Genomic DNA, 25,849 nt, shown 5'->3' on the forward strand with positions numbered 1-25,849 from the left:
AATAGGTTGGCGTTCTTGCTGGATCTAGTCCTGCGTTTTACAGATAGATGTAACAATCATGGGCCTAATTGTTCAGAAGTTTGGTGGCACGTCCGTTGGTTCAGTCGAGCGGATTAAAGCGGTTGCCCAGCGGGTAAAGCAGACCGTTGCCCAGGGCAACTCGGTGGTGGTGGTGGTGTCGGCCATGGGCAAGAGCACCGATACCCTGGTCCAGCTGGCCCAAGGCGTATCCTCCAATCCCTGCCGACGCGAGATGGACATGCTGCTATCGACAGGGGAGCAAGTCTCAATTTCCCTCCTGAGCATGGCCCTCCAGGAATTGGGGCAGCCTGCTATTTCCTTGACTGGGGCTCAGGTGGGGATTGTCACAGAACCTGAACATACCCGTGCTCGCATTCTCCACATTGCCACGGAACGCTTAGAACGCCATCTCAATGAAGGAAAAGTGGTGGTGGTGGCTGGATTTCAGGGCACCTCTAATACCTCCGATCTGGAAGTAACCACATTAGGCCGAGGTGGATCAGATACCTCCGCTGTGGCGTTGGCGGCGGCTCTAAATGCCGAAAAATGTGAGATTTATACCGATGTGGCTGGGGTGCTGACGACGGATCCTCGGTTGGTAGAGAAGGCCCAACTGATGGAGGAGATTACTTGCGAGGAGATGCTTGAACTGGCGAGTTTAGGAGCTAATGTCCTTCATCCTCGGGCGGTGGAGATTGCTCGTAATTATGGGGTCCAGATGGCCGTCCGTTCTAGTTGGACTGATGAGCCTGGTACTCAAATTATCTCTACTGGAACGCAACCGAAAACTTTGACAGACCTAGAATTAGGTCGCCCTGTGGATGCGGTGCATTTCGATCTGAACCAGGCGAAGGTTGCTTTGCTCCATGTTGCTGATCGGCCAGGAGTAGCAGCAGGATTGTTTGGGGAGTTAGCTAATCAAAACCTGGATGTGGACTTAATTATCCAGTCGATTCATGATGGCAATTCCAATGATATTGCTTTCACCGTGGCTCAAGACTGTTGTGATCGTGTTGAAGCGGTGGCGACTGCCTTTAGTGCAAATTTGCCCACTGGTCCTGCCTCGGAAGTTTTGGTAGAACCCAAGGTCGCTAAGGTGAGTATTGTCGGTGCGGGGATTATTGGCCGTCCGCAAATTGCAGCCCAAATGTTTCAGACCCTGAGTGATTTGGATATCAATTTGCAGATGATTTCTACGTCTGAGGTGAATGTCAGCTGTACGATTGCTGCTGCGGATTGTGAACGGGCAACGAAAGCCCTGTGTGATGTCTTTGAAGTCACTAGCTCTTCGATTGATAGTGGGATCTCCTTACCCGATTACCCCATTCCCCCGGTGCGTGGTGTGGCCCTAGATCTTGAGCAAGCCCAACTCGCCATCCGCAATGTTCCAGACCATCCCGGCATGGCGGCTCATATTTTCCAGGTCTTAGCCAAGCGAAATATCAGTGTAGACATGATTATTCAGTCTCAACGCTCTCGCCAGGTGGAAGGGCAGATTACCCGAGATATTGCGTTTACGGTGGCAGAGGGGGATTTAGAGGTGGCTACAGGGCTTTTGCTCGATTTGTCTCACTCCCTAGGGTGTGGGGAAGTGGCATCCGATTCTGCGATCGCAAAAGTCAGTATCGTCGGTATCGGTATGTTGGGGCAGCCTGGAGTTGCAGCGCAGATGTTTGTGGCTTTAGCCCAGCAGAAAATTAATATTCAAATGATTGCCACCTCGGAAATTCGAGTCAGTTGCGTGGTGGCCCAGGAAGATGGGAGTACTGCTTTGCAGGCGGTCCATAAAGCGTTTGGCCTAGAGGGTTAGCTTTTTGGCTGCAAGGCTTCACCCTCCGTAAGCCTTTAAAAAAGAAAATGACCTCGTGATCAAGCGAGGTCATTCAAGGATTTGTATTTGGATCTAGGTAAGCACTGCTGCTGCAGTCCTTACCCAGAAACAGTGGTGAACACACAGTGATTACACTTTATCGGCAGTCACAGGTTGGCTCTACCGAATAATTACGGAGTCCAAACTATTTTCTGCGAGAATTTTCGGAGTAAATCAAAAGTCTCTGAAGAATAAAAAAAAGATGGTCAAAAAGTTCCGTATTTATACGGAGGTCTTTTGGTAATCAATACCATCCCATTAAAAAACCGACAGGTTAAACCCTGTCGGTACATCATTTCCAAAAAAAACACCGACAAGCTGAACCAACCTGTCGGACGTATGTGTGTTCCCCAATGACGACTCAGATAACTCTAAGTCTTCTTTAATATCGCTGGAAAAAATGGAAGCTAGTGTGATCTAAATCACGTTGAATAGGCAATCTTTATCACTTACAAAAATAGCCCAAGAAAAATGGGAAATAACTATTCCCGAAGTAATAAAATTCGCAGGGGGTCAAGGGTAATTGACCAGGGAAAAGGCAGGTTTTTGAGCTGTTTCCATTTGTCTTTAAACACTTCAGCCTGGAGATAGTAATCTTCTGCGTGGGTGGGGGGTGTATTGAGCTTAAGATAGAGGGTCATCCGGTGAGGGGTCTCTCGGGTCATCGCTAGCCAGCCTGGAAAGGTATTACTAGGTGAAGTCACGGGGGACTCTAAATCTAAAAACCGAATTTGATGGGCGCGAATACCCATTTGGGAATGGTGGGGCTGAACAGGCTCCAGGATCTGTAGGGTGCACTCCCAGTCCAGGGCAAACACCTTGTCTGGGCCACTCTGCTGGATGCGGGAAAAGTTTTTACAACCCGTGAGTTGGGCAACGCTCAGGGTTTCGGGATGTTCTAGGATTTGATGCTTGGGGCGAAGGGTAGAGGGTTTGCCTTGCTCCACCACCATCAACTGATTACAGAGTCGATAGGCTTCTTCTACATTGTGGGTAACCCAGAGGGTCATGCCATCAAAGGTGGATAGACGAGACACCATCACTTTTTCAATCTGGTTACGGAGGTGGGTATCCAAGGCGGAGAAGGGTTCATCAAACAGCAAGAGTTGGGGCTGGCTTGCTAGGGCTCTCGCTAGGGCAACCCGCTGTTGCTGTCCTCCAGATAATTCCTGGGGCAAGTGGTGGCCGTAGTCAGCTAGCTGAAGCGGAGCTAAGTGGGATGCAGCTTCGGTGGTATTGAGGGATTGTCCTGCTGATAAGGCAAAGGCAATATTTTCAGCGGCAGTGAGGTGGGGGAATAGGGCATAGTTTTGGAATAGGATGCCAATGTTGCGATCGCAACTCGGTATATTAATGCCCTGCACTGAGTCAAACAGCACCCGACCATTGAGGACAATCCGGCCCCGATCAGGAGTTTCAATCCCGGCAATACAGCGGAGGAGCATACTTTTTCCAGCTCCTGAAGCTCCCAATACCCCCAGAGTGGTTTCTTGGGTTTGGAAAGAGATATCTAATTGGAATCCAGCCACTCGCTTTTGCAAGTCAACCCATAACCCCTGTTCAGCAGGAGGGTGGGCAGCACCTGAGGGCAATCTAGGTCTCACGGGACGACGGCGACGGGACTGTTTGAACCGAGGCTTTCGACTGAGCCACAGATTCATCCCCGTCAGGCACCCTAAACTGACCAAGAGGGTGATGCTGCACCAAATCAATGCTTCCTCAAATATCCCACCCTCAACGGCAAAATAAATTGCCATCGGTAAAGTTTGGGTCTGTCCTGGAATATTGCCCGCCAGCATCAGGGTGGCTCCAAATTCTCCCAAGGCTCGGGCAAAGGCCAAACTTGTGCCAGCCAAAATTCCTGGCCCGGCTAAGGGTAAGACCACTTGCCGAAATACGGTCCATTCAGAAGCCCCCAACGTGCGAGCCGCCGCCTGTAGATCGGGATCAAGCTGCTGGAAGGCTCCCAATGCGGTTTTGTACTGCAAGGGAAAGGATACAAGCGTGGCCGTAATCACAGCGGCATACCAAGTAAACACCGGGTTCAATCCCACAGGGGTCAAAAACTGACCAATGGGACCTTGAGTCCCCAGAAGAAAGAGGAGCATAAACCCCAACACGGTGGGAGGTAACACCAGGGGGGTCAGGAGGATGCTCTCAATCACCGCTTTGCCTTTGCCCCGATAGCGGTGCATGGCATAGGCCGTTGCCACCCCCGAAGTAAAGGTGATACACGTTGCGATCGCAGCAATCTTTAAAGAGGTCCATAGGGGCGCAATGCTCACACATCAATCCTCAGGCACTAAACCAAATCCAGCCTGAGTGAAGCGGTCTTTCGATTCAGGAGTGGACAAAAACTCGATAAAAGATTGAGCCGTCTGGGGCTGAGAACTCCCAGCCACAATAGCAATCGGATAAACAATGGGAGAATGGCTGTGGGCTGGGGCAAGGGCCACCTGTTTCACCCGATCAGACTGGCGCACATCAGTGGCATAGACAACGCCTGCATCCACATTGGCACCCGCAACCGCCGCTAGAACCCCATGCACGCTATTGGCAAAAATTAGCTTGGTCTGAATCTGTTGAGATAATTCGAGTGTCGAAAAAACTTCTTGGGCATATTGCCCAGCGGGGACGCTCGCCCCTTCTCCCACCATAATTTTTTTAACTTGGGGGGACGTTAATTGCTGAAACTCCGTCAAAGACACCTGAGACTCCTCAGGTACAATCAGGGCCAGTTGGTTCGTGACGATGGATCGATGGGAGTTCTGGATAATGAGTTGCTGCTCTAACAGACTGTTTATGGGCTTAGGTGCAGCAGAGAAGAACACATCCACAGGTGCCCCTTGCTCTATTTGACGTTGCAAGACCCCCGAGGCCGCAAAATTAAAGGTCAGATCAATCTGGGGATAGGCCTTCTCAAATTCCGGCTCTATAGCTTGCAAAACAGTTTGTAGACTGGAAGCCGCAGATACCGTAAGCTGGCGGGTTTGAGGGGCAAACTGGCATCCCCCCAGGATCAAAGCCACTAAGCTGATCATCCGTTTTGGGACTGAAAAATTCATCATGCTGCGGCCATAAAGGAAGATGCCTTCATCCTAGAGGCAAAAAGACCTGTGTAAATCCCAGGAGAAAACAGTGATTTTTCTCTGAGAGAATTCATTATAAATACCGAAGCGTAAGGCTTTGAGATGGGGCAAATTTGTGTATACACACACATTTTTGCTCGGATCACACACATGTATAATCCCTCCTTGACAGAAGAAAACCGTAATCAGGTTAGCCCCGTAATCGCTCCTCGCAAAAATACATCTCTGTATAACTGGTTAGAAGAGAATGGTCGTTTCCGCCAAAATGATGAATCTGATTTCGACTGGTCTACCGATGACGAAGAACTGCTTTCAGAATATTCCAACAACAACAGCAACAGTAACAACGACGAGAGTTATACGCCAATGGCTGCGTAAAATCATTGTTTTTTCTTGAGGGATATTGACAATATCTATCTTGGTTTGTTGGATCCAATCAATTGATCTTGCCCGATGTATTTTGCATAGAATTGACGCGATCTAACAGACTTAATAGCAGTTGATCCATCACCTGGGAAGCATTGAGTTGCAAGGTAGCTTCACGATTGGAGTACCATTGCCACTTTTGATACTCATGGGGATCGAGGCAAAGCTGTTGCTTTTCAGAAGCGGTCAGCGTGACTACATAGGTGAGATTGAGGCTATGCAAGCCCCGATCCTGTGGGGATTGCTGCCGATGGGCAAAACAAGTGGAATAGACTCCCATAAAGTGGAATCGGTCTGTTGCGATCGCAAGTCCAGCTTCTTCCCTCGCTTTCCGCTGGGCAGACTGTAAGGGGGACTCTCCGGCGATCATGCGTCCGCCAATGACCCACCAAGATTTTTGGGGATAGGTACGGCGTTTAGCCAACAACACCTGTTGTTGATGGCTAAAAACTAAATCAACGCAAGTAATGACCAGATGATCTAGAGCTTGACTAAAGACCTCTGTCGGTAATCTGGCATCCAGCCCCATTTGATAAGTGCGGTCTGGCTCATGATAATGGGGCACTTCAGAACTCTGGTCTGAAGGATTAGATTTCTTTGGTGAGAACATTGGAGGGGGTTCAATTAGCTGATCGGAGATGATTTGAAGGCTGCGATCGCAATGCATCCCCACCCGACTAAAAAGGCAACGCCACCCAGCGGAGTAATGGGACCAAACCACTTAATCTCAGATAGACTCAATCCATATAGGCTGCCGGAGAATAAAACGATGCCGGCAATAAAGGCATAGCCTGCAAGGGTCAGTAGCCCCTCTCCTCCCTCTGCGCGACTCAACAGCAGGGATACCAGGATCAGGGCGAGAGCATGGTACATCTGGTACTTGGTGCCTGTCTCAAAAATTTGTTGCGACTTTTCGCTGAGTTGAGCCTTGAGGGCATGAGAAGCAAAGGCCCCTGCCGCCACAGAAAGGCCACCGAAAATTGAACCAGCCATGAGGAAAAGTCGGAACATCGAAGGATTACTCACGAATTGAACTGATCGATTATTGCCTATTGAGCATAAAATTACTCTTCTCAAACATTGAGGTTGTTTGATCTGGGATCAATGGTTCTAAAGTTTAAGGTTGAAATCCTCTGATTTCCGGGTTTCTGAGTCAGAAGTGAGCTTAAGCACTCCTGGGCGTGACCATCATCATAGTGTCGCTTTTTCGAGCTTGGTAGCGTAATCCTAACGAAAAAGCCAACTATATCTGAGGAATGGGGTATGACTCGAATTTTTATCAGTCACAACTGGGGTGATAAAACGATTGCCGACAAAATTGCCAGCAATTGTAAATTCAAAATTTTGGCAAGCTAGGTTGTAGTCGTTGAGGATGTATTCATACACTTGCAGAGCCCCAGACGATGAATGAAGGTGTTCTAAATTTCCCTCTCTTACTGCACTGGCTACATCAGCTCATTGAGCACCTCGATGATCCACGTCAACCCAGTAATGGCACCAAATTTAGTCTCAAAGATATTGTATTAGGCGCATTTGCTGTCTTCTTTATGCAATGTCCTTCGTTTCTGGAGTACCAACGCCATGTTCATAGTCGTCATGGTCGTGACAACGCCCAAGCCCTCTTTGAGTTAACAGAACTCCCCACGAGCAACCAAATCAAGAATGTTTTGGACTTGATCGCATTTCGTCTTCTGTTTCCCATTTTTTATCAAATTTATAGCGTTCTCCTACGACGAGGTTATCTAGAGCAATATAAGGTTCTAGGTGGACACCTGTTGGTAGGGCTAGACGGCAGCGAGTATTTTTCCTCAAACCGGATTTGTTGCGATCAGTGTTCTACCAAAACCCATCGGGATGGGAGTGTCACCTATACGCACACCGCCGTGTTGCCCGTCCTCGTTTGTCCGGAAATTGAACATGTCATTTCTCTGGCCCCAGAGTTCATTCGTCCTCAAGATGGTGCGGAGAAACAGGATAGTGAAACCGCTGCGGCCAAACGGTGGATCAAGGGGCATGCTCAAGGGTTTGACGGAGCCAAGATTACGGTTCTTGGCGATGACCTCTATAGCCGTCAACCGATGGTGGAGACTTGTTTAGAGGATGAGTTGAACTTCATTTTTGTCTGTTTGCCCTCCTCCCATCCAGAGCTATATGAATGGGTAGAGTATTTAGAAGGTATTGGAGATGTTGAGCATCTAGAGACTCGGGGCTGGAACGGTCGCTATCATGAAATTTGTCAGTATCGCTATTACAATCGCATCCCCCTGCGTGAGGAGCTACCAGCAGTGATGGTCAACTGGTGCGAAGTCTCTGTTACTCGTGCTGCTGATGGAAAGACTATGTATCACAACGCGTTCATTACTCACCATTTCATCAATGACCAAAGTGTGGCCGAGATTGTCAGTGCTGGACGTGCCCGATGGAAAGCGGAGAATGAAGGACACAATGTCCTCAAAACCAAGGGCTATCACTTAGAACATAATTTTGGTCATGGTCAGAAGAACCTTGCTGCTGTGCTATTGGTACTCAACCTGTTGGCATTCTTATTTCATACCGTCTTGCACTTGGTGGACTCCACTTATCAACGCATGCGAAAGCAACGGGGAACCCGACAAGGCTTTTTTCACGATATTCAGACTTTGACCAAATACTTGCTCTTTGAGAGTTGGGAGCATTTGCTCCAGTTTATGTTGGATGATCCAGAGCCTCGAATAGCAGCCGATACCTCATGAAATATTGAATTTACAATTGCTGCAAAATTGCCCAGGATCTGAAAGGTGCTTGTGATATTTGGTATGACCTCCAACAAACGAGACCAGGGGACGACATCTCTGAGGATGTCAAGCAAGGCATTCAGGCATCAGATATTGTCTTTGTGGTTTGGTCTCAGAATGCTGCCCAATCAAAATGGGTCAATAAAGAGATGAGCCAAGCCATGCTCTTACGGAAAACGATTATTGGAATTTTGGTGGATGATACGCCTTGGTATTCCTATTTGCAGAATTTGAATATTCCTGCCCAAGATTGGCGCCAAAATTACCAAAATTTATTTATGCGGCTGAATATTGTGTTGTTGAGCCAGCAACATCAAGTATTGAAATGTAAGGGGGAGGAGTGGTCCATTCTCAATACGTTACTGACACAGATGCATGATTTGGATGGGGTGACCCAGTATCTAAATGCCTATCGCCGGCAAAACAATGTCTCTGGAGATAAGGCCTATTGGATTCAGCGTATTCTAGACGTTTGTAATGAGTCTTATGCTCAGGGTAAGCAAGTATTAGACCAACTGCAGGGTGGGATGGCTTATGCCCAAGAGCTGGTGGATCGGATTGAGCAATCGTTGCATGACCAATATCAGCTACAAGAGATTCTGGCAGAAATTGAGGTAAATGAGCATCACTCTCCGATGATTTTGGGAGCCTTGAAGACTAAGGTGAAACATATGTTGGCTTCTTTTGACCCCTCAGAGCAACCATCGTCTTTAGCCATTAAGACGGTTCCGTCTGAGTTGTCTGTAGAAGCAGAGGAAACACCCGACGAGTCTGGAGGATCGGTCTGGTTACAGGTGGGTAAATATGCGGCGATGGGTCTTGCTGCCTATGGTATTTGCAAGATGGTGCAAGGCGCTTCTAATACGGGTGGCAGTGGTGGCGCTTGGGAAGATCAAGTTGCCCGATCCTTGAATAGTATGGGGCATTCATCGCCTTTCTAGGGGGGATCTAGTTTGGTTAGAATAATATTCTTTAGCTTTCTATGTTCCTATCGTTTATCCTGCTGCTTTCCCAGCTATGAGCGAATAGTATTGACCTCAGCTCCCTTATCTCAATCAGCGAAAGGGGGCTGAACGGTTTAATTTTTTTCGAGCTGTCTTGCAATTGGGTTGGTAGGGATGGACGAACATAGGATTTGTTTGACAAATCCTTAAGGTTTGATCGTGATTGCTAAGAGTAAAAAAACTAATACCTGTAGAATCTTGATTAACCTGTTCTATTTCCGTTCGCGCTAGATGCCTCAGCCCATTAAGGTTTTTATTTCTTATTCCCATCAGGATGAAGGCTTACGCAATGAATTGGTGGGTCATCTAAGTGGATTAGTACAGTATGAAAAATTGATTGAAATTTGGCATGATCGCAAAATTCCTGCAGGGTCAAATTGGGAACAAAACATAGACAGTCATTTGGAAGAAGCTGATATTATTCTTTTCCTGGTGAGTTCAGATTTTATCCGGTCCCCCTATTGCCAAGGCGTTGAAGTAAAACATGCTCTGAAATGCGATCAAGATAAGACAGTTCGCGCAATTCCCATTTTCGTACGTCCTAGCTTATATGAATCAACTCCCTTGCGGAGTCTTCAAGGATTACCGAGAAATGCTACCCCCGTTTCCTCGTCAGATCGGCAAACGCCAAGCTCTAGGGATGGTTTATGGCTAGAAGTTGTTCGTGAGATAGGTCAGATTGCCCGAGAGATTCAGGACCAAATCCTGTCAGCAAAAAGGGCACTCCTACGGGCAGATGGAATAGTAGCTTATGCACAAAAAGCTGAACTGTTTTATCAAGACGGCGATATTTCTCCGGGAGAGCAAGTAAATCTCGATTTTATTGCTGAGAACTATCAACTTTCTGCTCTAGATATTGATGAGATATGGGCAAAGATTAAGGCGGATTATAGCCAGCAACAACGTGCCCTTGAAACATATCGAGAAACGGTGCGAGCAGAAATAAAACATCGGGGTGGTTTGACTCCAGAGGCTCAATCGGTCCTAGGTGATTTAAGAGAGAACTTGGGTATTTCTGATGGTTTTGCTGGACAGATTGAACAAGAGGTTCTGGAAGAGCAGCAACGACTTGAAGAACAACGGCAGCGAGAGCTTGAACAAAGGCGTATAGAAGAGCATCAGCGACGAGAATTCGAACGAAAGCAATTAGAAGAACAACAGCTTGAACAAAAACGCCAGCACGAAGCAGAACAGCAGGCTGTACAAAAACGAAATATGGAGGAGCAAGTTCGCCAAGAACAAGCAACTAGACTAAAGGAGGAACAGGAGCAAAAACCACGGGAAGGAACAACCAATAAGGTTCATGAGTTTGTGTTGGGCAGTGGTGATATACAGCTCCAAACGTTCTCATTTAAAGTGGTCTTGTTGGATGACAAAGGTAAGGTCAAGCAGCGCACCACTCAATCAGCTCAATTCTTTATGGAAGCATTAGCACCTAGTGTGGACCTAGAAATGGTAGCTATTCCAACTGGATCATATCTGATGGGCTCTCTGCATAGTGAAGGTTCTAGTCGCGAGCGCCCACAACATCGGGTGCAAGTCCCATCATTTTGTTTGGGTAAGTATCCAGTTACCCAAGCACAGTGGCATTCTGTGGCTAAACTTGAGCAAGTCAAGATAAATTTAGATTCTGATCCTGCCCACTTTAAGGGAGACCAAAAACCTATTGAGCAAGTATCTTGGAATGAAGCAGTTGAATTTTGTGATCGTCTTTCTCGTAAAACAGGGAAAATATACCGTTTGCCCAGCGAAGCAGAGTGGGAATATGCTTGCCGAGCAGGAACAACTACTGAGTTTCATTTCGGGAATCAACTCACGCGTAAATACGCAAACTGTGACGTTAAAGAGGTTGCAACTTTAATTGCAAATTTGCTTAGAATATCGACCTCGGATGTTGGCAGTTTTAACGTTGCAAATAGCTTTGGTCTATTTGATATGCATGGCAATGTTGGGGAATGGTGTCTAGATACCTTTCAAGAAAGCTATAAAAGTGCTCCAACTAATGGCTCAGCCTGGATTATTAAGAATGATAATCTTTCTCGTCGTCTGAGGCGTGGTGGCTCCTGGGCCTATAATCCGAGGGCTTGCCGCTCCGCTTCTCGCCGTAGCGATACTCCTGGCTTCCGTGACGACACTGTTGGTTTTCGAGTCGTTTGTTCAGCACCCAGGTCTCTTCAGTAGCCTTTTACCCTTCTTGCCCTCTTGTTCTGCGTGCACAGCGTGAGAAATTTTTTTGTGGGCCACCATAGAATCTAACCGTTCCTAGTTTTCTAGCCCTTAGTAAGGTAGGTGTTTCACCCATTAAGTTGATGAGCATGGTGAGGGGCAGGCATATAAACAACTGCGGCATGGTGGGCAATGGATCAACAATCCTGGCCATTCCTGCTCTGCTAAGCACAACGATATTGCCCCAAACAGTCACACTATCAGTTTTCGGATCTATTCTATTCGTGGAGTCGTAGGTCAGAACTGGTGGAAGGTATTTCATCGGGCATACAATGGAGAGTTAAGACCTATTCCCCCGATGGGGGTAGTCCTATCCATGAATTAAACCGAGTTAGATCGCTGGGCCAGCTTTATCACCGAAGACTTATCCGACCCACCCCATTAGATTAGACTCACGCAAGCTACGGAGCTACTGTCTGGGAAGAGCAAAGTTTCCAGCAAAAAATCTCATAGCTCTAATGTGATGAGCTATGAGATCAAATTTTCTTAAACTAAATGGGCTTTAGTAGCGTCGGCCGCCACCAAAGTTGCCACCCCCACCTCTGTTTTCGCGGGGTTTTGCTTTATTGACTTTCAGGGTACGGCCCATCCACTCAGCACCATCTAGTTCTTCAATCGCCTTGGTTTCTTCGGCATCATCACTCATCTCGACAAAACCAAAACCTCTCATCCGACCTGTTTCACGGTCGGTGGGAAGCTTGGCGGACTTGACAGTTCCATATTCTGCAAAAACGGTGTTTAGGTCTTGCTCTGTAACGTCATAAGAGAGGTTACCAACATAAATCGACATGAATTAAGTCCCAAAATCAGTAGAGGTGTAGAGAATTGGATTTCGGTGCGTGGTCTTAAAAATTGAACTGGATAAAACCAAGCAATTCTGAAAACTAACGGGAAACCGATATTTATATCTCGCTGCCTATAGTAACCGATCCCCAAACTAGATGCTGAGTTAAGAAGCAATCTTTACAGTGATTTCGGTCTTCTTTAGAATTAAGCCCCTATTGTCGAGAGCTTTAGTGCTAGATCTGGTCAGTTAGCTTTTCCCCAGCTTCTACCCAACTTATTCACAAAATCATTCTAGTTTTCCACAGTAAATGGATTGTTTTCCACAGGCTAGAACGACAGATTAAGGGTTTGGGCCATTTCTGGGGAATATGCAAAAAAAAAATTATGACCTAATTCCATAGTGTGTATAGCTTTGAGTTCAATCAATGAGTTCAAAAAAACCGATTGACAATCACACTGGTAGACCGCAAGATAGGACTCCCAGCCTTAAGTGCTGCGCTCTATATTTCGCAAGCCATAGGGTCGAAGAAGGATCTCCGACTAAGACTTGTGTGACTAAAGAGGGCATCAGTTGTCATGCTTAATCGTCTGGTGCATCGACCATCACTACCGACCTCACTGTTGTTCAAGAGCGACCGAAATTTATGTCAACGACCGTTAGCATTCTGGCTGATATCCCTGAAGATCTCCATGACGCATTAATGAGTTATTTGGAAACCCATCCTGACTGGGATCAAGATCGGGTTATCTCAGCGGCACTATCGTTATTCCTCATGCAGTACGGTCAATCAGACCGCAAGACAGCTCGCATCTATCTTGATAGTTTGTTCAAAAAAGAACTTCCTACAGCCTGCTAATGGCTTGATATCCAAACCATCTCCCCAGCGAGTTAGCCCTGCAGACTGAAGATTTCATCCAAAGAGAAGCATCTTCATCGAGCAGAGAAGCTAATTTCGGATCGAGAACGTTTAGCACAACATATGTGAACTTAAGGGCAGCTCATAGCTTTTAGTGGTCCCTGAGATGAGCTAACTTCTAACTCAGCACAGATGATTGCGACAATACATAACGTTCTAAGGCGGCTTTTAGTTCTTCACTCCGAATTGGTTTACTCACATAATCTTGCATGCCAGCTTCTAAACACTTTTCTCGGTCTCCTTGCATGGCATTAGCTGTCAAAGCAATGATATGAGGCTGAGCTTCACGAGACCAAGTCTCTTGAATAGCTCGGGCTGCTGTCAGGCCATCCATTTCAGGCATTTGCAAATCCATCAACACCACATCGTAGGGTTGGCGATGGAGGGCTTCTAAAACTTCCTTGCCATTATTGGCCACATCCGCCTCGTATCCCAACTGCTTCAGAATAAGCAATGCAACTTTTTGATTAACCACCACATCTTCGGCTAACAGAAGGCGCAAAGTTTTTGAGTTGGCAATGGGTTGAGGGTGATCAGGCTCAGAATTAGGCGTATTCTCAGATTGCTTCGTGACTGCTCGGACCAATATGGCACTTAACTGTGCTTCTTGAATGGGTTTATTCAAAATGGCATAAAAAAGACTTTTGTCCATCGGGGTTGAAATAGCCTCAACCCCCAGAGAACTAAGCATGATAAGGGGCAGGTCTTTATATTTTTGTAGAGCGTGGATCCTTCGAGCTAGGGTTAACCCATCCATCTCTGGCATTTGCATATCGACTACAGCCAGATCAAAGTTAGATCTTCCTCGCAGGAGTTCAAGGGCTGCTGGTCCACTGGGGGCTGCTTGGGAATGCATTCCCCAAATATCTGCAAATATTGTCAGAATTTTTCGATTCGTCAGATTGTCATCGACGATCAGGAGCCGTTGACCTTTCAGCGGTGCTAAATCATGAATCGGGGCACAGTCAAAAGTGTCGGCAACCGGAGCGGCAATCGTAAATGAGAAAGTGGAACCCGCCCCAATGCCACTATCCACCCATATCTTTCCACCCATCAACTCACAGAGTCGCTTACTAATGGCTAAGCCTAACCCCGTGCCGCCATATTTGCGGGTCGTGGAGGAATCGACTTGGCTAAAGGATTGAAACAACCGATTTAACCGATCTTCTGGAATACCGATCCCTGTATCTTTCACCGCAAATTGGAACAATCGGTGAGGAGCCTGGCCCTCGCTATCAGAAAATGCCATATCCTGCGTCTCTGCAGTCACTTCTTTGACATAGACGACGACTTCGCCATTGTTCGTAAACTTCACTCCATTCGTAAGCAGATTAACCAGTACCTGGCGCAGACGGGTAACGTCTCCGACAATACCGCAGGGCAAATCTGGATCAGCAATATAAGCAATTTCTAAGCCCTTCTTAAAGGCTCTTGGTGCGACTAATTTCAGCGCTTCTTCGATACAGGACTTGAGGTTAAAAGGTTGTTCTTCAACTTCGAGTTTCCCAGCTTCGATTTTAGAGAAATCAAGAATGTCGTTGATCAAGCATAGAAGCGCATCCCCACTACTGCGGATAGTATCGACAAAATCCTGTTGTTGAGCATCCAGGGACGTATGGGTCAGTAACCCTGTCATCCCGATCACCGCATTCATAGGAGTTCTCAGTTCATGGCTCATATTGGCGAGGAATTCGCTTTTCACCTGGCTGGCTGCATCGGCACGGTCTTTGGCCGTTTGTAATTCTGAATTGACGCTGCGCAGATTGTCATCCGCCTGCTGGCGTGCCGTTACATCTTGATAAACTCCAAGAATGCCGATGATGGTTCCATCCGCCTGATGAAGAGGAACTTTAATCGTCTCCAGCCAAGTTTCTGCGCTGTGGCGTTTCAACAACGCGGTTTCAATCTCTCCAGTCGTCAAAATCCGCTGCTCGCTAGCTTGAAATGCTGCTAATTCTGCCGGAGCCCACGGTAGGTCAGCATCCGTTTTACCGATGACTTGCTCTGGTTGACTCAAGCCAACATAGGTTGCAAATTGTAGGTTGCAATCCAAGTAAATACCCTCACGATCCTTCCAGAATAGAAGCTGTGGGATCGTGTCAATCACTCGTCTTAATAACTGCTGGGAAGTTTGGAGGTCTTCATTCATCTGCATGAGATGGGCTTCAGCTAGCTTGCGAGGGGTAATATCCTGCAAGAACAGGGACAGCCCGTCTACACTAGGGAAAATGCGGACTTCTAACCAAATTTGGCGATTGGCGTAAAAGACTTCAAAGGACTGACTGATTTGGTCTTGTAACGCGGTCTTGTAGTTGTCCTGATGGTCAAGCCCTAATTCCTGGGGGTAAGTCTGCCAGAAATCTTGTTGGATGCCATCCTGTAGAACTGGCCCAAAGAGTTCAGCTGCCTTCTCATTGATATAGACGACTTGCCAATTTGGACTCAGGGTAATAAAAGCATCCGTGATGCTGCTCAAAATGCCAGATATACGTTGTTGGGATTGCTGCTGCTCTTGAATAAGCGCCCATTGCCGTCGAATGACAAGATAGGCAGTGCCGCCCAAAATCACCAACAGACAGCCGAAACTAATCAGTCGAAAGGCATTCGCTGTCTGACTGGCACTCTGATGTTGTTTTGTATAAAGGGTTTCTAGTTGATTGATAGCTTCTGTAGCAGGTTGTTGAAGAATCGCTTGGGTTAGCTGATCGACCTTCGGTTTGTACTCCAGAATAATTCGGGTATGGGCAATGGCTAATAACAGGCCATCTTTATTGGCTTCAGTTTGACTCAATGCTTCTAATTGAGTCATTTGCTGGTTGATTTGTGGAACCAGCGCTTCGTTGGCAGACAAGCTATACAAGAGCACGTTATCCAACATATCTTGGAGTCTTGCCGTACTGCTTTTCGTTAATCCCTTGGTCCGGTCTCCTTGGCGAACCTCTTTAACGAGTTCTGGTAAGTAGGTTAAAGAATTTTTGACTACCGCATTGGTGGATTTAAAAGACTCCACCAATTCTTCTTTCTGGCGAAAAATTTTAGTGTTAGTTTGCAACTGTTGATTGAGGGCTGACGGATCACCAATAAAGCCAGGAATCTGCTCTAACTGGTTTTGTATTGCCCCTTGCTCAGAAATAGCTTGCACCAGTGGATCATAGGAAGGAAGTAAGGCATAACGGGACTTGAGAACGCCTTGATTTAATGCAGCATCTTTAATTAACTGTTGAGTAATTAAGGCGTGATAACGCTGATGAGTTTCGGAATCTACGGATAAGCTTTTAAATATTGATCCAGTGAATAGCAAGAGGAGGGTAGAGGCCCCCAGGTATTTGAAGAACTTCCTCTGTTTCATCAGCTAGACTCCTTCCACTCACTGCGGGTTAGAAAAGAACGGATCGTAAGATCCCTTTTGGTTGGATTGATTGGGTGGTCAAGCAGGGCTGTGACCAAGGTTGTGATGGCCAGGTCTATCATTTGGGCAGCCCGCTCATAAAGATAGAGGGCTGTTGAATTAGTCTTAGAGGCGGTTAAGGAGCAAGGGGGTCGACAGACTACAGCCACGAACCGATCTCGGATTCGTTCAGATAAATGATTTTGTGCCGCTAAAGAGGATACTTTTCGTTCCCAGAACAACATCTTGCCCAAAGGAGGATACTCGCTGTTCCCTAGCAATTGCCGAGGGATTATTTGAATAGGTTTATTGCTGTTATGGATGATTGGAGAACGCCATTGCCTGAAAATAATTTTCTTTGTTAGAGTCCCATGCCATAACGTTCGAATCAAGGAAGAAAATGAGATAATCCCCAATAAATGAGGCCTTTTTATGATTTGGTCCATCTTCTATCCCCCTAGCCCTAGAATAAAACTGATAGCTAGATTCAGCTTTTTAGCTCTTGAAAATTAAATATCAACCGATCTTTATAGGCTTGAATGCTTAATTATTAGTTTGCCCAAACGTTTATTCTCACTAGCAAATAGTTGGGATCAATATCTAAGTCAATGGATGAAGAGTTACAACTCAATCTACTGATATATAGGTAAATTTTGCTGATTTCCTAGTTTCTGGGCGAATATAAATATTTAGTGGAAGATATTAAATCTATCTTGACTTACTCTGTTTTGAGTACAAGATTTGGCAAATCGATTCTTGGCATATTGCTATTCTTTTAGCTTCTGCCTCACTGGAACAAGCCAATCCAAAGCATCTCCAACTGAGATTTTCGAATATCGACATCGCAAAGCTGATGACAACATCAGCGTGAGCCAAGAGATAAAGGTGTCAGCAGTGGATGTCAGAAAATAGGGATGGGTACTCTAGTACTCTGTTTGCTTCACTAATTTCTCTAGCTGAGAATTAACTTAAGAAGCGTAAACATTAGTTCGACTACGACTCATCTGATGGAGGGTGAGCTTCCCCCTACCGATCATTAGGTGAATAAATGAAATACTGAAGAGCTGATCCTTCAAAATGAGTCATGGTAACAGGAAGCTGACTTTATTCAGGAATTTAAGGCTGGTATTGATGAAATCAAATATAAAGACATCATAAAGGTTTTGACTTAAGAAACTATAGATAAGTTAATATTATTGTCATAATAAGCATGACAAATTCCTATACAAGGAAAATGTCCCGAAAGAAAGGTGTCCTTTCTGATAAAAATCGCTGGCCAGCTTATAAATCTCTGTTTCAATTCTTTATTTAACCAGCCTTTGGATCAAAGATCCAAAGGCTGCCTGGGCATTTCTTATGATTAAAACGCTTGAGCCTCAGAAAACAAAATCCACGTTCTGCAGTTACTCTAACCCATCACCTAGAGTTCAAGTCGTGCGGATCACCAACGTTGAAAACTGGTATTTTGAGCGGGTGGTTTTTCCCAAGCAGACCCTAGTGTTTGATGCGCCACGAGCCGCACATCTCGAGATCCATAGCAGCGAAATCGCTACGGCTATCCAAGTAGACTGTATTCCCTGTAGGCGGCTGGCTGTTAAAGCAGCTTAGAGTTTCTGAGGAATACTAATGAGCTGTATCGAACTGCTTTCAGGTTATTTGTGCCATCAGTTTCCATGGTGGAAGGGTTGCCGGATGCGCTATGAACCTGCGCAGAAAACGGTCTATGTTTACTGTCATCATCCACAGGATCCAGAGAATCTATTATCAGCTGGTGACGCCATTGCCCGACTAGATATTGGAGTTGAGCGGTTTATCATTACGATGCCCACGGTTATGGATGTGGTGATTGAGTGTCAGCCGAACCAATACAAAGAGAGTCAGTAGGCACTAGACACAACATTTTTGTGGAAATTTTTGGGTCAAAATATTGACGATAGAGGCTTGTTTGAATTGCTCTGAAGCAGTTATCGAAGGGTAGGTCTAGTTCAACCAAAAGGCTCAATGGCCCCAAATTTGTAGGCAATTCAAAAAATACGATAGTCTTCCAACTACATCACGAAATATTGCTCAAGCGTCAATGGCAAAATTGGGGCCATTTTCATGCTGCTGGAGTTACTACCATAGTGTCAGCAGCACCATATTCTTGAATGGCTGTTCCTTTTACAACCATCTATTGTGAAGGGTTAAATCCGAGTTTTCATCATTTCGGTAGAGTACAGCAGAACTCAACGAATGAGATTGGAATTAAGTCTTTTCGATTGGTTAATGCTCTCTAATTTATGCCTATCCAAGAAAGGCAAGCATAGGCAGAGCAAGGCAATGTTGGATGAAATTAAGGGCAGTCAAATAAAACGGTTGTCATATAACGGTCTGCCCACTCATCGCCGAATGCCTTTTCCAAAATCCGTCGAGTTTTGTCATTTTGTTGTTGTTGCTGGCAGTACCGTCGTTGTCCAGCTATGAGTCGATCAATCTCCGATTCAGGCACAGGTTGAGTTGTTATGGCTTGCTGACAATGCCAACTTAAATAGGCTGAGACTCGATCTAAAAATTGAGTTTCTTCCTGGGATGTTCGTGGCCGGATAAACAGGCAGAACTCAGAAAAAATAGTTCCCCATTCGGGTAGTTGTCGAGGCTCTGAAAACTTTAAATCGGGTAAACCCTGGAGATGTTTGTGGTATGACGGCGATAACTTTCCATTAACTGTAGGGGACAGATCGGCAATGGCAGCACTAATGCCACTCCGTCCACCGACCAAATCGGTGCCAAACATAGGCAAGGCATACTGCGGTTCGGGAAACATGACGCAGTGCAAGATATCTAAGCCCGTGCCCACCTGGGCTAACTCCAAATGGAGTTTGCGAAACGGTGGAGCCTGGTAACAAATATTTTCTATGACTAGGAACTCGCCTTCTAGGCGTCCTTCAACATGCCCGAATTCCGAGGGAAGGGGATAGTCTGATAACTCTAAATAGTCGGTCCAAATTGCTTCAATCCGATTGGCCCATTCTTGAATGAGTGGGTGCTGCTGCTGACGTAAAGACATAGATACAAAATTCACTACCAGTTGGTAGTAGAGTAAAAAAAACGGGCTGAAAATAAGGGTTTATCATGCCACTCAAGCCGTCTGAAATCCTACAAGCTTTAGACAAAAAACAGACTGAGTTCCAGGATTTTCACCAAACAACCCTCAAAGTATTAGAGAAATATCGTAAAGCATTAAGTAAGGTTGCCCAACAGCCTGATGCTGAAATCACACAAGGGTTAATGGATCACCACAATCCAGGAGGGCGCCCATTAGAGGCATTAGGGAATAGCCCCAACTGGATCATTCCTTCTAAGCTTAAGTGGTCTAGCCGAGAGCAAAGCCTGGAATGGGTACGGGAGCGACTAATGGGGATTACCACCTTTGCGGTGGATGGATCTCAAGTCTATCCCAGCAAAGACATTTCGATTCCGATTGGCATGGTGCAAGTGGGCTGGTTTGAGAATCCCCATTTGCCTTTGGGTAGCTATGACAAGGATGTGCGCTTGGAGGTTTTGTCCCCAGAGGATCTCAAGCCACAGGATCGGAGTACTCCGATGGATCGACTGGTTAACATGCATCGGTTTCGCATGGAAATCCAGCGCATGATCGAATTTATGGAGAGTCATACTAATCGTTCGGATTGTTTAGTCTTTCTGGATGGCTCCCTAGTGGCTACGTTTGCAGAAAAGTTTGATGCAGAATGCCGAAGATTTTATGTTCAGCAATTAGTAGAGCTATTGCAGGCCAGTGAAAAGTTTCGAGTGCCCTTAGTGGCCTACATCGATACGTCTCGAGCCCGAGATTTAGTTCAGCTTTTGCATTGCTTAAAGAAACTACCGGAAGCCCCGTCCCTTAATGATGCGGCTTTGTTGGGAGTGAATATGAACTGGGGCGATCGCACGCCGATCTTTAGATGCGATCGCAAAGGTGAAACCAGTCATCAAGGCATCCTCCAAGATTATGGAGACCAAGCAGAATCCGTAGCCTTCACTTACTTAAAAACCCATGAAGGCCCCCCTGCCCGTATTGAAATGCCCACCTGGATTTATGAGGCAGGATTACATTCTACGGTTTTAGATTTTGTCCGAGGGGAAGTGATTATTGGAGGGGGGTATCCCTACGTGATTGAAACAGCCGATCGCGTGGCTGTACTCCAAGCGGAAGATCGCCAAATCTTTTTCCGTCTCCTGCAAGAATGGGCGGAGAAAGAAGAGATCAACCTCCGGTTCTCTCGGAAAATGATTAGTAAAGTTCTGCGTCGAGGAAATTAAAGAAAAGCTGACTTTAAAAATTTTTCCTAGAATATTCTGTTTATTTCCTAGGTTGTTGACGAATTGGTAGTCGACTATCTAAGTCAATATCATGCTTAAGACAAAATCCACGAATGTTTTGGCAAGCATCAATAGCCCAACTTGTCCTATCTCTAGCATACTCAGCACCACAATTTGATACTCCATGGACCAAGCGATGTCTCAGTTTGAATGCTTTATGTAAACCATCCCAATTGCTTACTACTTCTGTTAGCCGTTGCCCACGTTTCGGAAATACCTCTTCTTGCCAAATCTTTTTGTAAGCTTTGTGGCCATGACATGATTTCAGCTGTGTTCTGATATTTACATTTGGAGAAGTTCCAAGAGCAATAACTGCTCGACGAACAGTCCACTCAAAATGGATCACTGCAAGTAATGTAGACAAAGATGGATCTTCAATAAAAAATTGCTGAATTCGTTTTTCTCTAGACAGACTAGAATCTTTGACTAGAAACATGGTTATTTGATGAGATCTCTACAAACAGAAGGAGTGCCTCATAACTGACTAGCAATGCAGTGTATTAGCCCTCAATAATACTCTGCCCATTTTGAAACTCAATATTGATAACTAAAATCCTGAATATTGACAGGGGCACAGGATTGCGGTTGATTGAAGTGGATGTGAAGGGTAGAGTCCATGAAGCGCTTTTTGGGATTAGCAGTTCTTGCTGGGAGCTTAAGTTTGGTTTATCCCCATGCCGCTTTTGCAGGAGACGCCTTAGGCGTGGTCTACCCTGCTGATGGACATGAAACCACTGCAGCTCAGATTTTTCTGATTGGCACTGCCCCAGCCAAAGGTGATGTGACAGTAAATGGTAAGGCGATCGATCGCAGCCCGACTGGAAACTTTGCCCCCAGCTTTCCCCTAGAGATTGGTGAGAATACCTTTACACTTCAGTATGGTGACCAAACTCAAACCCTCAAAATCACCCGCACGGCAGTTTCTCCCTCATCCACTGCAGGCTTGTCAGAAGACTCCCTGAAGCCCAATACAAAGATTGCTAAACTCCCGAATGAACCCGTTTGCTTTAGCACTATTGCCAAACCCAATGCTCAGCTCTCGGTCAAAATTGGTCCACAAACAATTCCCCTGCAATCTCAAGAAAAGTCCGTCAATTTACCCCCCAATTCGGCCGCACTAACTCAACAAAATCAACCGCAAACGGCGGAGAAGCCAGGCATTTACAAAGGGTGTACCACCTTTTCTCAACCTGGCGTTTTGGGTAAACCCGTGTTTCAGCTGACCAAAGATGGACAAACCATCCAGCGGACAGGGACCAGTACGATTGAAATTCTTTCCCCTCAAAATTTTTCCGTTATTGAGGTCACAAGTGACCAAGGAGTGTCGCGCACGGGACCGAGCACGAATTACTCTCGGTTAACGCCCTTACCGAAAGGGACGCAAGCCCGCATCACCGGACGGGAGGGGGAATGGTTGCGGTTGGACTATGGTGCTTGGATCAAAGAGAAAGAAACTCGTCCTCTATCCCAGAATATTCTGCCCCATTCTATTATTCGCAGTCTTCGCAGTCGCCAAACGCCTGGGTGGACTGAAGTGGTATTTCCATTGCAAAATCCGGTACCGATTAGTGTGACTCAGGGTGATCAAACCTTTACCCTGACCCTTCATAACACCACGGCCCAAACGGATGTCATTTTTATGAATGATGACCCAGTGATTCGACGGTTAGATTGGCAGCAGCCTGCACCAGGCCGCGTGGAGTATAAATTTAACCTGAAGCCAAAACAACAGTGGGGCTATAAGCTACGTTACGAAGGCACCAGCTTAATTTTGTCCCTCCGGCATCCTCCTAAAAGCAAGGGACTTGCCAATGTAAAAGTGCTGTTAGATCCAGGACATGGCAGCGAGCATGATCTAGGTGCGCGAGGCCCCACGGGTTTACCCGAGAAAGAAGTCACCATTGTCGTCAGTAAACTACTCCAGGAAGAATTAAAGAAGCGGGGGGCAACCGTTGTGATGACTCGCGAAGGGGATGATGACCTCTATCCCCAGGATCGGGTGGATGTCATTAATAAAACGGAACCGACCATTGCCATTAGTGTTCATTACAATGCGTTGCCTGACAGTGGCGATGCGGTCAACACGGCAGGGATTGGGGCCTTCTGGTACCATGCCCAAAGCCATGATTTGGCAGTCTTTTTACATCATTACCTAGTCGATGATTTGAAGCGTCCTGACTATGGTATTTTTTGGGATAATTTGGCGTTGACTCGACCAACGGTAGCGCCGACGGTATTGATGGAATTGGGATTTATGATTAATCCGACGGAGTTCGAGTGGATTACGGATCCAAAGGCTCAGAAGCAGTTGGCGGTTAGTATGGCAGATGCGATCGCAGCATGGTTCTCAAAACAATAAGGCTAATCTTTGAAGCTACTCTTCAGCTCACCCAACCTGAAGAGTACAACGAATTCCCTAACTAGCTATCCGTTTCAACTTTAGTTAAGTGGATATGCTTGCGCCCCAAGGTCACCTCGAACATATCACCAGGTGTCAATTCCATTTGTTTGGTGTAAGCCGCGCCAACTAGCAAATTGCCATTGGTTTGAACAGACACCATATAGCTGGGTTGACGTCCTGACGTACCAGTTCCGTTACTGGTCGGCTGAGCATCGAGGTCTACTCCTTCAGCATCCAGGACAGCATTCATAAAAGCCATCACATTCAGGCGCTCTGACCCATCTGGGTCGAAGGAGTAGTAGCCACAAGCTTTGGCTTTGTCCTCTCGGCTTAAATCACCCAGCGCTTTGATTTTGGTTAATAGTTTCTCTCCGGTCAATGGCTTAACCGTTTTTTTCTTTAGTTTAGGCATAGGTCTCTAATGCAGTAATAAACACAACAGAAAGGAATCAGGGTATCGCTTATTTTTGGGTAAGCTTTTTTTACTATAGCAAAAGAAAAAATGAATAGGTCAACAATAGCAATTGATTCATTTTTTTACCCTGATGATAAGATTTAGTCTTGGATAAGGTATCCAAGATTACCTAGAGAAAGATATCCAGTAAAGTATATATCAAGTTGCCAAGAATTGAGGGTTAGGATGAAGGCAGGAATTATAGATAGTCAGATCACGCCTTTCACTAGGGAACTGATTTTTGTTTAGGCCAACCCTAATTGTGTTCATAGTCAAAATCTGACTCAGCCATAGAAATGACTCAATAGAACTAGGAATACCTAATATCTAGATGCACTAGAATCAAGTCTGGGTGAGGGTTGACTCAACTAGCATCATCCATAAAGGCGTTAGTTATAGACTAAAAAAAAGCAAGGTATTTCAATACCCAAAATGTACAAGTTCTTAGTCTAGTAGAAGTTTTCTGATATTTAATGCTTTTGTTCTAAGTCTCTTAAGATTGACTGCAACAACCCCTCATTCAAGTACTTGAGATTAAGGAAATATAAATGTCTGCTGACCCATAAGTATTGACCAGATAGTTCAGTACAGGATAAACAGACAAGTCGCCAATCTAGTGCCGATATTGCTGGCCTTTACTAAAGACCCCTAACAAAAGGCCGACAATCGTAATTTGATGTAAAGGACCTAAAAAGAGTCCCGGAATAGGAAGTGATGCTCTTAAGACTAGAGCTATCAATAAACAAAGGACCAAGCCCCATAGGGTTGATACCTGGATCCGTCGTCTAGAGCCTATGACTCGTTCCAAAATGATGACGCCAAGGATGCCGATACCCATATCTATGGCAGCCGAAGAGAGCAATCTCCAGGGAGGACCCAATATTGACCCAATCTGCACTTGTGACGATGCCGGTAAGATCAGGGTCAGCCCATAGTCAATCCCAGAAGCCAAGACAAGGGTAATCACAGAGGCATTGAGCAGTTGTTGCCACGGTAATGACTTGAATTGGTACATGCTTTCATCCGAAAAGAATTGCGTTTCAATTCTACCGATGCTTGGGTCTCAACGGGATGGGGCGACACTTTGCGTTAGCGTTGAGAGATGAATCAAGGATGGACCTATCACAATCAAGTTGATCGAGCTGGGGCAGGACTGACGCTCTTAGGATTTTATGCCCAACGATACCGGCATTCGAGTCGATCAGAATGGCAAGTTCGCATTGAAACGGGACAGGTGCACTTAGACGGCCAGCGAGCTTCCCCAGGTACGGTATTAAAGCAAGGGCAGAGTTTGGCCTACCACCGCCCCCCATGGCAGGAGCCAACGGTACCCTTGACCTTTGACGTTTTATACGAAGATGCGGAAGTATTGGCCATCCATAAACCTTCAGGACTACCGGTGCTTCCAGGGGGTGGTTTTTTGGAACATACCTTGATTCATCAGGTGCAACAATACTTTCCTCAGGGGACTCCTTTTCCCATTCATCGCTTGGGGCGCGGGACATCGGGGGTGGTATTGATGGCGCGATCGCAACCAGCTCGCGCTGCTTTGAGTCAGCAAATGAGGGATCGGCAAATTCAAAAGGTGTATCGAGCGTTGATCGGTCCCGAACAAACTGCTCGCCCACTGGCCGAACAGTTTGAAATTACCCAGACTATTGGCAAGGTGCCTTATCCAGGCTTGGGATATATCTACGCCGCCACCCCCAAAGGACGCCCTGCTCATAGCGCTTGTACAGTTCTTCAACGACGCTCAGAGTCCACTCTACTGGCAGTGACAATCACCACTGGACGTCCCCACCAGATTCGAATTCATTTAGCAACCATGGGCTATCCTTTGCTCGGCGACCCACTGTATGGGGTAGGAGGACAACCCCCATCTGCAAGCCCTGAGGATCTGTCACGACCTGTCCCTGGAGATTGCGGTTATTGTCTCCATGCTTTTTCTTTGCAATTTAGCCACCCAAGGACCCAGGATCTAATGCAGGTTATGAGTGATCCACCAGCCCCCCTGCGTCTCACTTCGGAGTGAAATAGACCGTTGGATTTAGCATGTCTCCAATAATCGAGCCATGGGCTTCTGTATCTCACTTTCCGGCCATCCTATGCGCGAAGCTATAAAGAAGTTCTTCGC

21 protein-coding genes are annotated in these 25,849 nt (G+C 46.2%); 11 read left to right on the forward strand and 10 right to left on the reverse strand.

Going from position 1 to position 25,849, the window contains the following annotated elements; genetic code table 11:
- Window positions 1-58 precede the first annotated feature (58 nt).
- Window positions 59-1,831, forward strand: coding sequence for an aspartate kinase (locus I1H34_RS16835; RefSeq protein WP_212662171.1), 1,773 nt, complete (start codon window positions 59-61; stop codon window positions 1,829-1,831).
- 542 nt (window positions 1,832-2,373) lie between these two features.
- Here the strand turns inward: I1H34_RS16835 and modB are convergent.
- A complete protein-coding gene (gene modB, locus I1H34_RS16840) occupies window positions 2,374-4,176 on the reverse strand; it encodes a molybdate ABC transporter permease subunit (RefSeq protein WP_212662172.1) in 1,803 nt (600 codons plus the stop codon).
- A 3-nt stretch (window positions 4,177-4,179) separates the two neighbouring features.
- Window positions 4,180-4,959, reverse strand: a complete 780-nt coding sequence (modA, locus tag I1H34_RS16845; RefSeq protein WP_212662173.1) for a molybdate ABC transporter substrate-binding protein — start codon at window positions 4,957-4,959, stop codon at window positions 4,180-4,182.
- A 171-nt stretch (window positions 4,960-5,130) separates the two neighbouring features.
- On the opposite strand from modA, the gene I1H34_RS16850 reads away from it, so the two are divergent.
- Window positions 5,131-5,358: a DUF3134 family protein gene (locus I1H34_RS16850; RefSeq protein ID WP_212662174.1), complete on the forward strand. Its 228-nt coding sequence runs from the start codon at window positions 5,131-5,133 to the stop codon at window positions 5,356-5,358.
- Between the two features lie 58 nt (window positions 5,359-5,416).
- Here I1H34_RS16850 and I1H34_RS16855 read toward each other — a convergent pair whose 3' ends face one another.
- Together I1H34_RS16855 and I1H34_RS16860 are read right to left on the reverse strand one after the other, a co-directional pair.
- Complete coding sequence (locus I1H34_RS16855; protein ID WP_212662175.1) at window positions 5,417-6,016, reverse strand: NUDIX domain-containing protein; 600 nt, start codon at window positions 6,014-6,016, stop codon at window positions 5,417-5,419.
- A gap of 14 nt (window positions 6,017-6,030) precedes the next feature.
- Window positions 6,031-6,417, reverse strand: coding sequence for a DUF423 domain-containing protein (locus I1H34_RS16860; protein WP_212662176.1), 387 nt, complete (start codon window positions 6,415-6,417; stop codon window positions 6,031-6,033).
- A 392-nt stretch (window positions 6,418-6,809) separates the two neighbouring features.
- On the opposite strand from I1H34_RS16860, the gene I1H34_RS16865 reads away from it, so the two are divergent.
- From I1H34_RS16865 to I1H34_RS16875, 3 genes are all read left to right on the forward strand, one after another.
- Window positions 6,810-8,138: an ISNCY family transposase gene (locus I1H34_RS16865; protein WP_212661733.1), complete on the forward strand. Its 1,329-nt coding sequence runs from the start codon at window positions 6,810-6,812 to the stop codon at window positions 8,136-8,138.
- A 56-nt stretch (window positions 8,139-8,194) separates the two neighbouring features.
- Complete coding sequence (locus tag I1H34_RS16870; RefSeq protein WP_249370180.1) at window positions 8,195-9,121, forward strand: toll/interleukin-1 receptor domain-containing protein; 927 nt, start codon at window positions 8,195-8,197, stop codon at window positions 9,119-9,121.
- Window positions 9,122-9,415: 294 nt separating this feature from the next.
- Window positions 9,416-11,365, forward strand: a complete 1,950-nt coding sequence (locus tag I1H34_RS16875) for an SUMF1/EgtB/PvdO family nonheme iron enzyme (protein WP_212662177.1) — start codon at window positions 9,416-9,418, stop codon at window positions 11,363-11,365.
- Between the two features lie 547 nt (window positions 11,366-11,912).
- Here I1H34_RS16875 and I1H34_RS16880 read toward each other — a convergent pair.
- Window positions 11,913-12,200 (reverse strand): RNA recognition motif domain-containing protein, encoded by a 288-nt coding sequence (locus tag I1H34_RS16880; protein ID WP_212662178.1) that lies wholly within the window; start codon window positions 12,198-12,200, stop codon window positions 11,913-11,915.
- 640 nt (window positions 12,201-12,840) lie between these two features.
- On the opposite strand from I1H34_RS16880, the gene I1H34_RS16885 reads away from it, so the two are divergent.
- The gene (locus tag I1H34_RS16885) at window positions 12,841-13,053 is read left to right on the forward strand and encodes a DUF2811 domain-containing protein (protein ID WP_212662179.1); all 213 of its coding nucleotides are present in this window, start codon (window positions 12,841-12,843) and stop codon (window positions 13,051-13,053) included.
- A 178-nt stretch (window positions 13,054-13,231) separates the two neighbouring features.
- Here the strand turns inward: I1H34_RS16885 and I1H34_RS16890 are convergent, their stop codons facing one another.
- The gene (locus I1H34_RS16890; RefSeq protein ID WP_212662180.1) at window positions 13,232-16,462 is read right to left on the reverse strand and encodes a DAHL domain-containing protein; all 3,231 of its coding nucleotides are present in this window, start codon (window positions 16,460-16,462) and stop codon (window positions 13,232-13,234) included.
- A 1,395-nt stretch (window positions 16,463-17,857) separates the two neighbouring features.
- Here I1H34_RS16890 and I1H34_RS16895 point away from each other — a divergent pair.
- The gene (locus I1H34_RS16895) at window positions 17,858-18,109 is read left to right on the forward strand and encodes a DUF1830 domain-containing protein (RefSeq protein WP_212662181.1); all 252 of its coding nucleotides are present in this window, start codon (window positions 17,858-17,860) and stop codon (window positions 18,107-18,109) included.
- An 84-nt stretch (window positions 18,110-18,193) separates the two neighbouring features.
- Window positions 18,194-18,385 (forward strand): hypothetical protein, encoded by a 192-nt coding sequence (locus I1H34_RS16900; protein ID WP_235109039.1) that lies wholly within the window; start codon window positions 18,194-18,196, stop codon window positions 18,383-18,385.
- 448 nt (window positions 18,386-18,833) lie between these two features.
- On the opposite strand, the gene I1H34_RS16905 is transcribed toward I1H34_RS16900, so the two are convergent.
- On the reverse strand, window positions 18,834-19,547 hold the full coding sequence (locus tag I1H34_RS16905) for a phycocyanobilin:ferredoxin oxidoreductase (protein WP_212662183.1): 714 nt from the start codon (window positions 19,545-19,547) through the stop codon (window positions 18,834-18,836).
- Window positions 19,548-19,612: 65 nt separating this feature from the next.
- On the opposite strand from I1H34_RS16905, the gene I1H34_RS16910 reads away from it, so the two are divergent.
- Window positions 19,613-20,800 carry a DNA double-strand break repair nuclease NurA gene (locus I1H34_RS16910; protein ID WP_212662184.1) on the forward strand — a complete coding sequence of 396 codons (1,188 nt, stop codon included), beginning with the start codon at window positions 19,613-19,615 and terminating at the stop codon, window positions 20,798-20,800.
- A 40-nt stretch (window positions 20,801-20,840) separates the two neighbouring features.
- On the opposite strand, the gene I1H34_RS16915 is transcribed toward I1H34_RS16910, so the two are convergent.
- Complete coding sequence (locus tag I1H34_RS16915) at window positions 20,841-21,296, reverse strand: hypothetical protein (RefSeq protein ID WP_212662185.1); 456 nt, start codon at window positions 21,294-21,296, stop codon at window positions 20,841-20,843.
- A 180-nt stretch (window positions 21,297-21,476) separates the two neighbouring features.
- Between I1H34_RS16915 and I1H34_RS16920 the strand changes: the two genes are divergently transcribed.
- Entirely contained in the window at window positions 21,477-23,219 is a 1,743-nt protein-coding gene (locus I1H34_RS16920; protein ID WP_212662186.1) for an N-acetylmuramoyl-L-alanine amidase, read from the forward strand.
- 61 nt (window positions 23,220-23,280) lie between these two features.
- Here I1H34_RS16920 and I1H34_RS16925 read toward each other — a convergent pair whose 3' ends face one another.
- Complete coding sequence (locus tag I1H34_RS16925) at window positions 23,281-23,673, reverse strand: AbrB family transcriptional regulator (RefSeq protein ID WP_212662187.1); 393 nt, start codon at window positions 23,671-23,673, stop codon at window positions 23,281-23,283.
- Window positions 23,674-24,328: 655 nt separating this feature from the next.
- Window positions 24,329-24,730: a hypothetical protein gene (locus I1H34_RS16930; protein WP_212662188.1), complete on the reverse strand. Its 402-nt coding sequence runs from the start codon at window positions 24,728-24,730 to the stop codon at window positions 24,329-24,331.
- An 87-nt stretch (window positions 24,731-24,817) separates the two neighbouring features.
- Between I1H34_RS16930 and I1H34_RS16935 the strand changes: the two genes are divergently transcribed.
- Window positions 24,818-25,747, forward strand: a complete 930-nt coding sequence (locus I1H34_RS16935) for an RluA family pseudouridine synthase (protein ID WP_212662189.1) — start codon at window positions 24,818-24,820, stop codon at window positions 25,745-25,747.
- The last annotated feature ends 102 nt before the right edge of the window (window positions 25,748-25,849 follow it).

The organism is Acaryochloris marina S15 (genome assembly GCF_018336915.1).
In the GTDB taxonomy this organism is placed as follows: Bacteria; Cyanobacteriota; Cyanobacteriia; order Thermosynechococcales; family Thermosynechococcaceae; genus Acaryochloris; species Acaryochloris marina_A.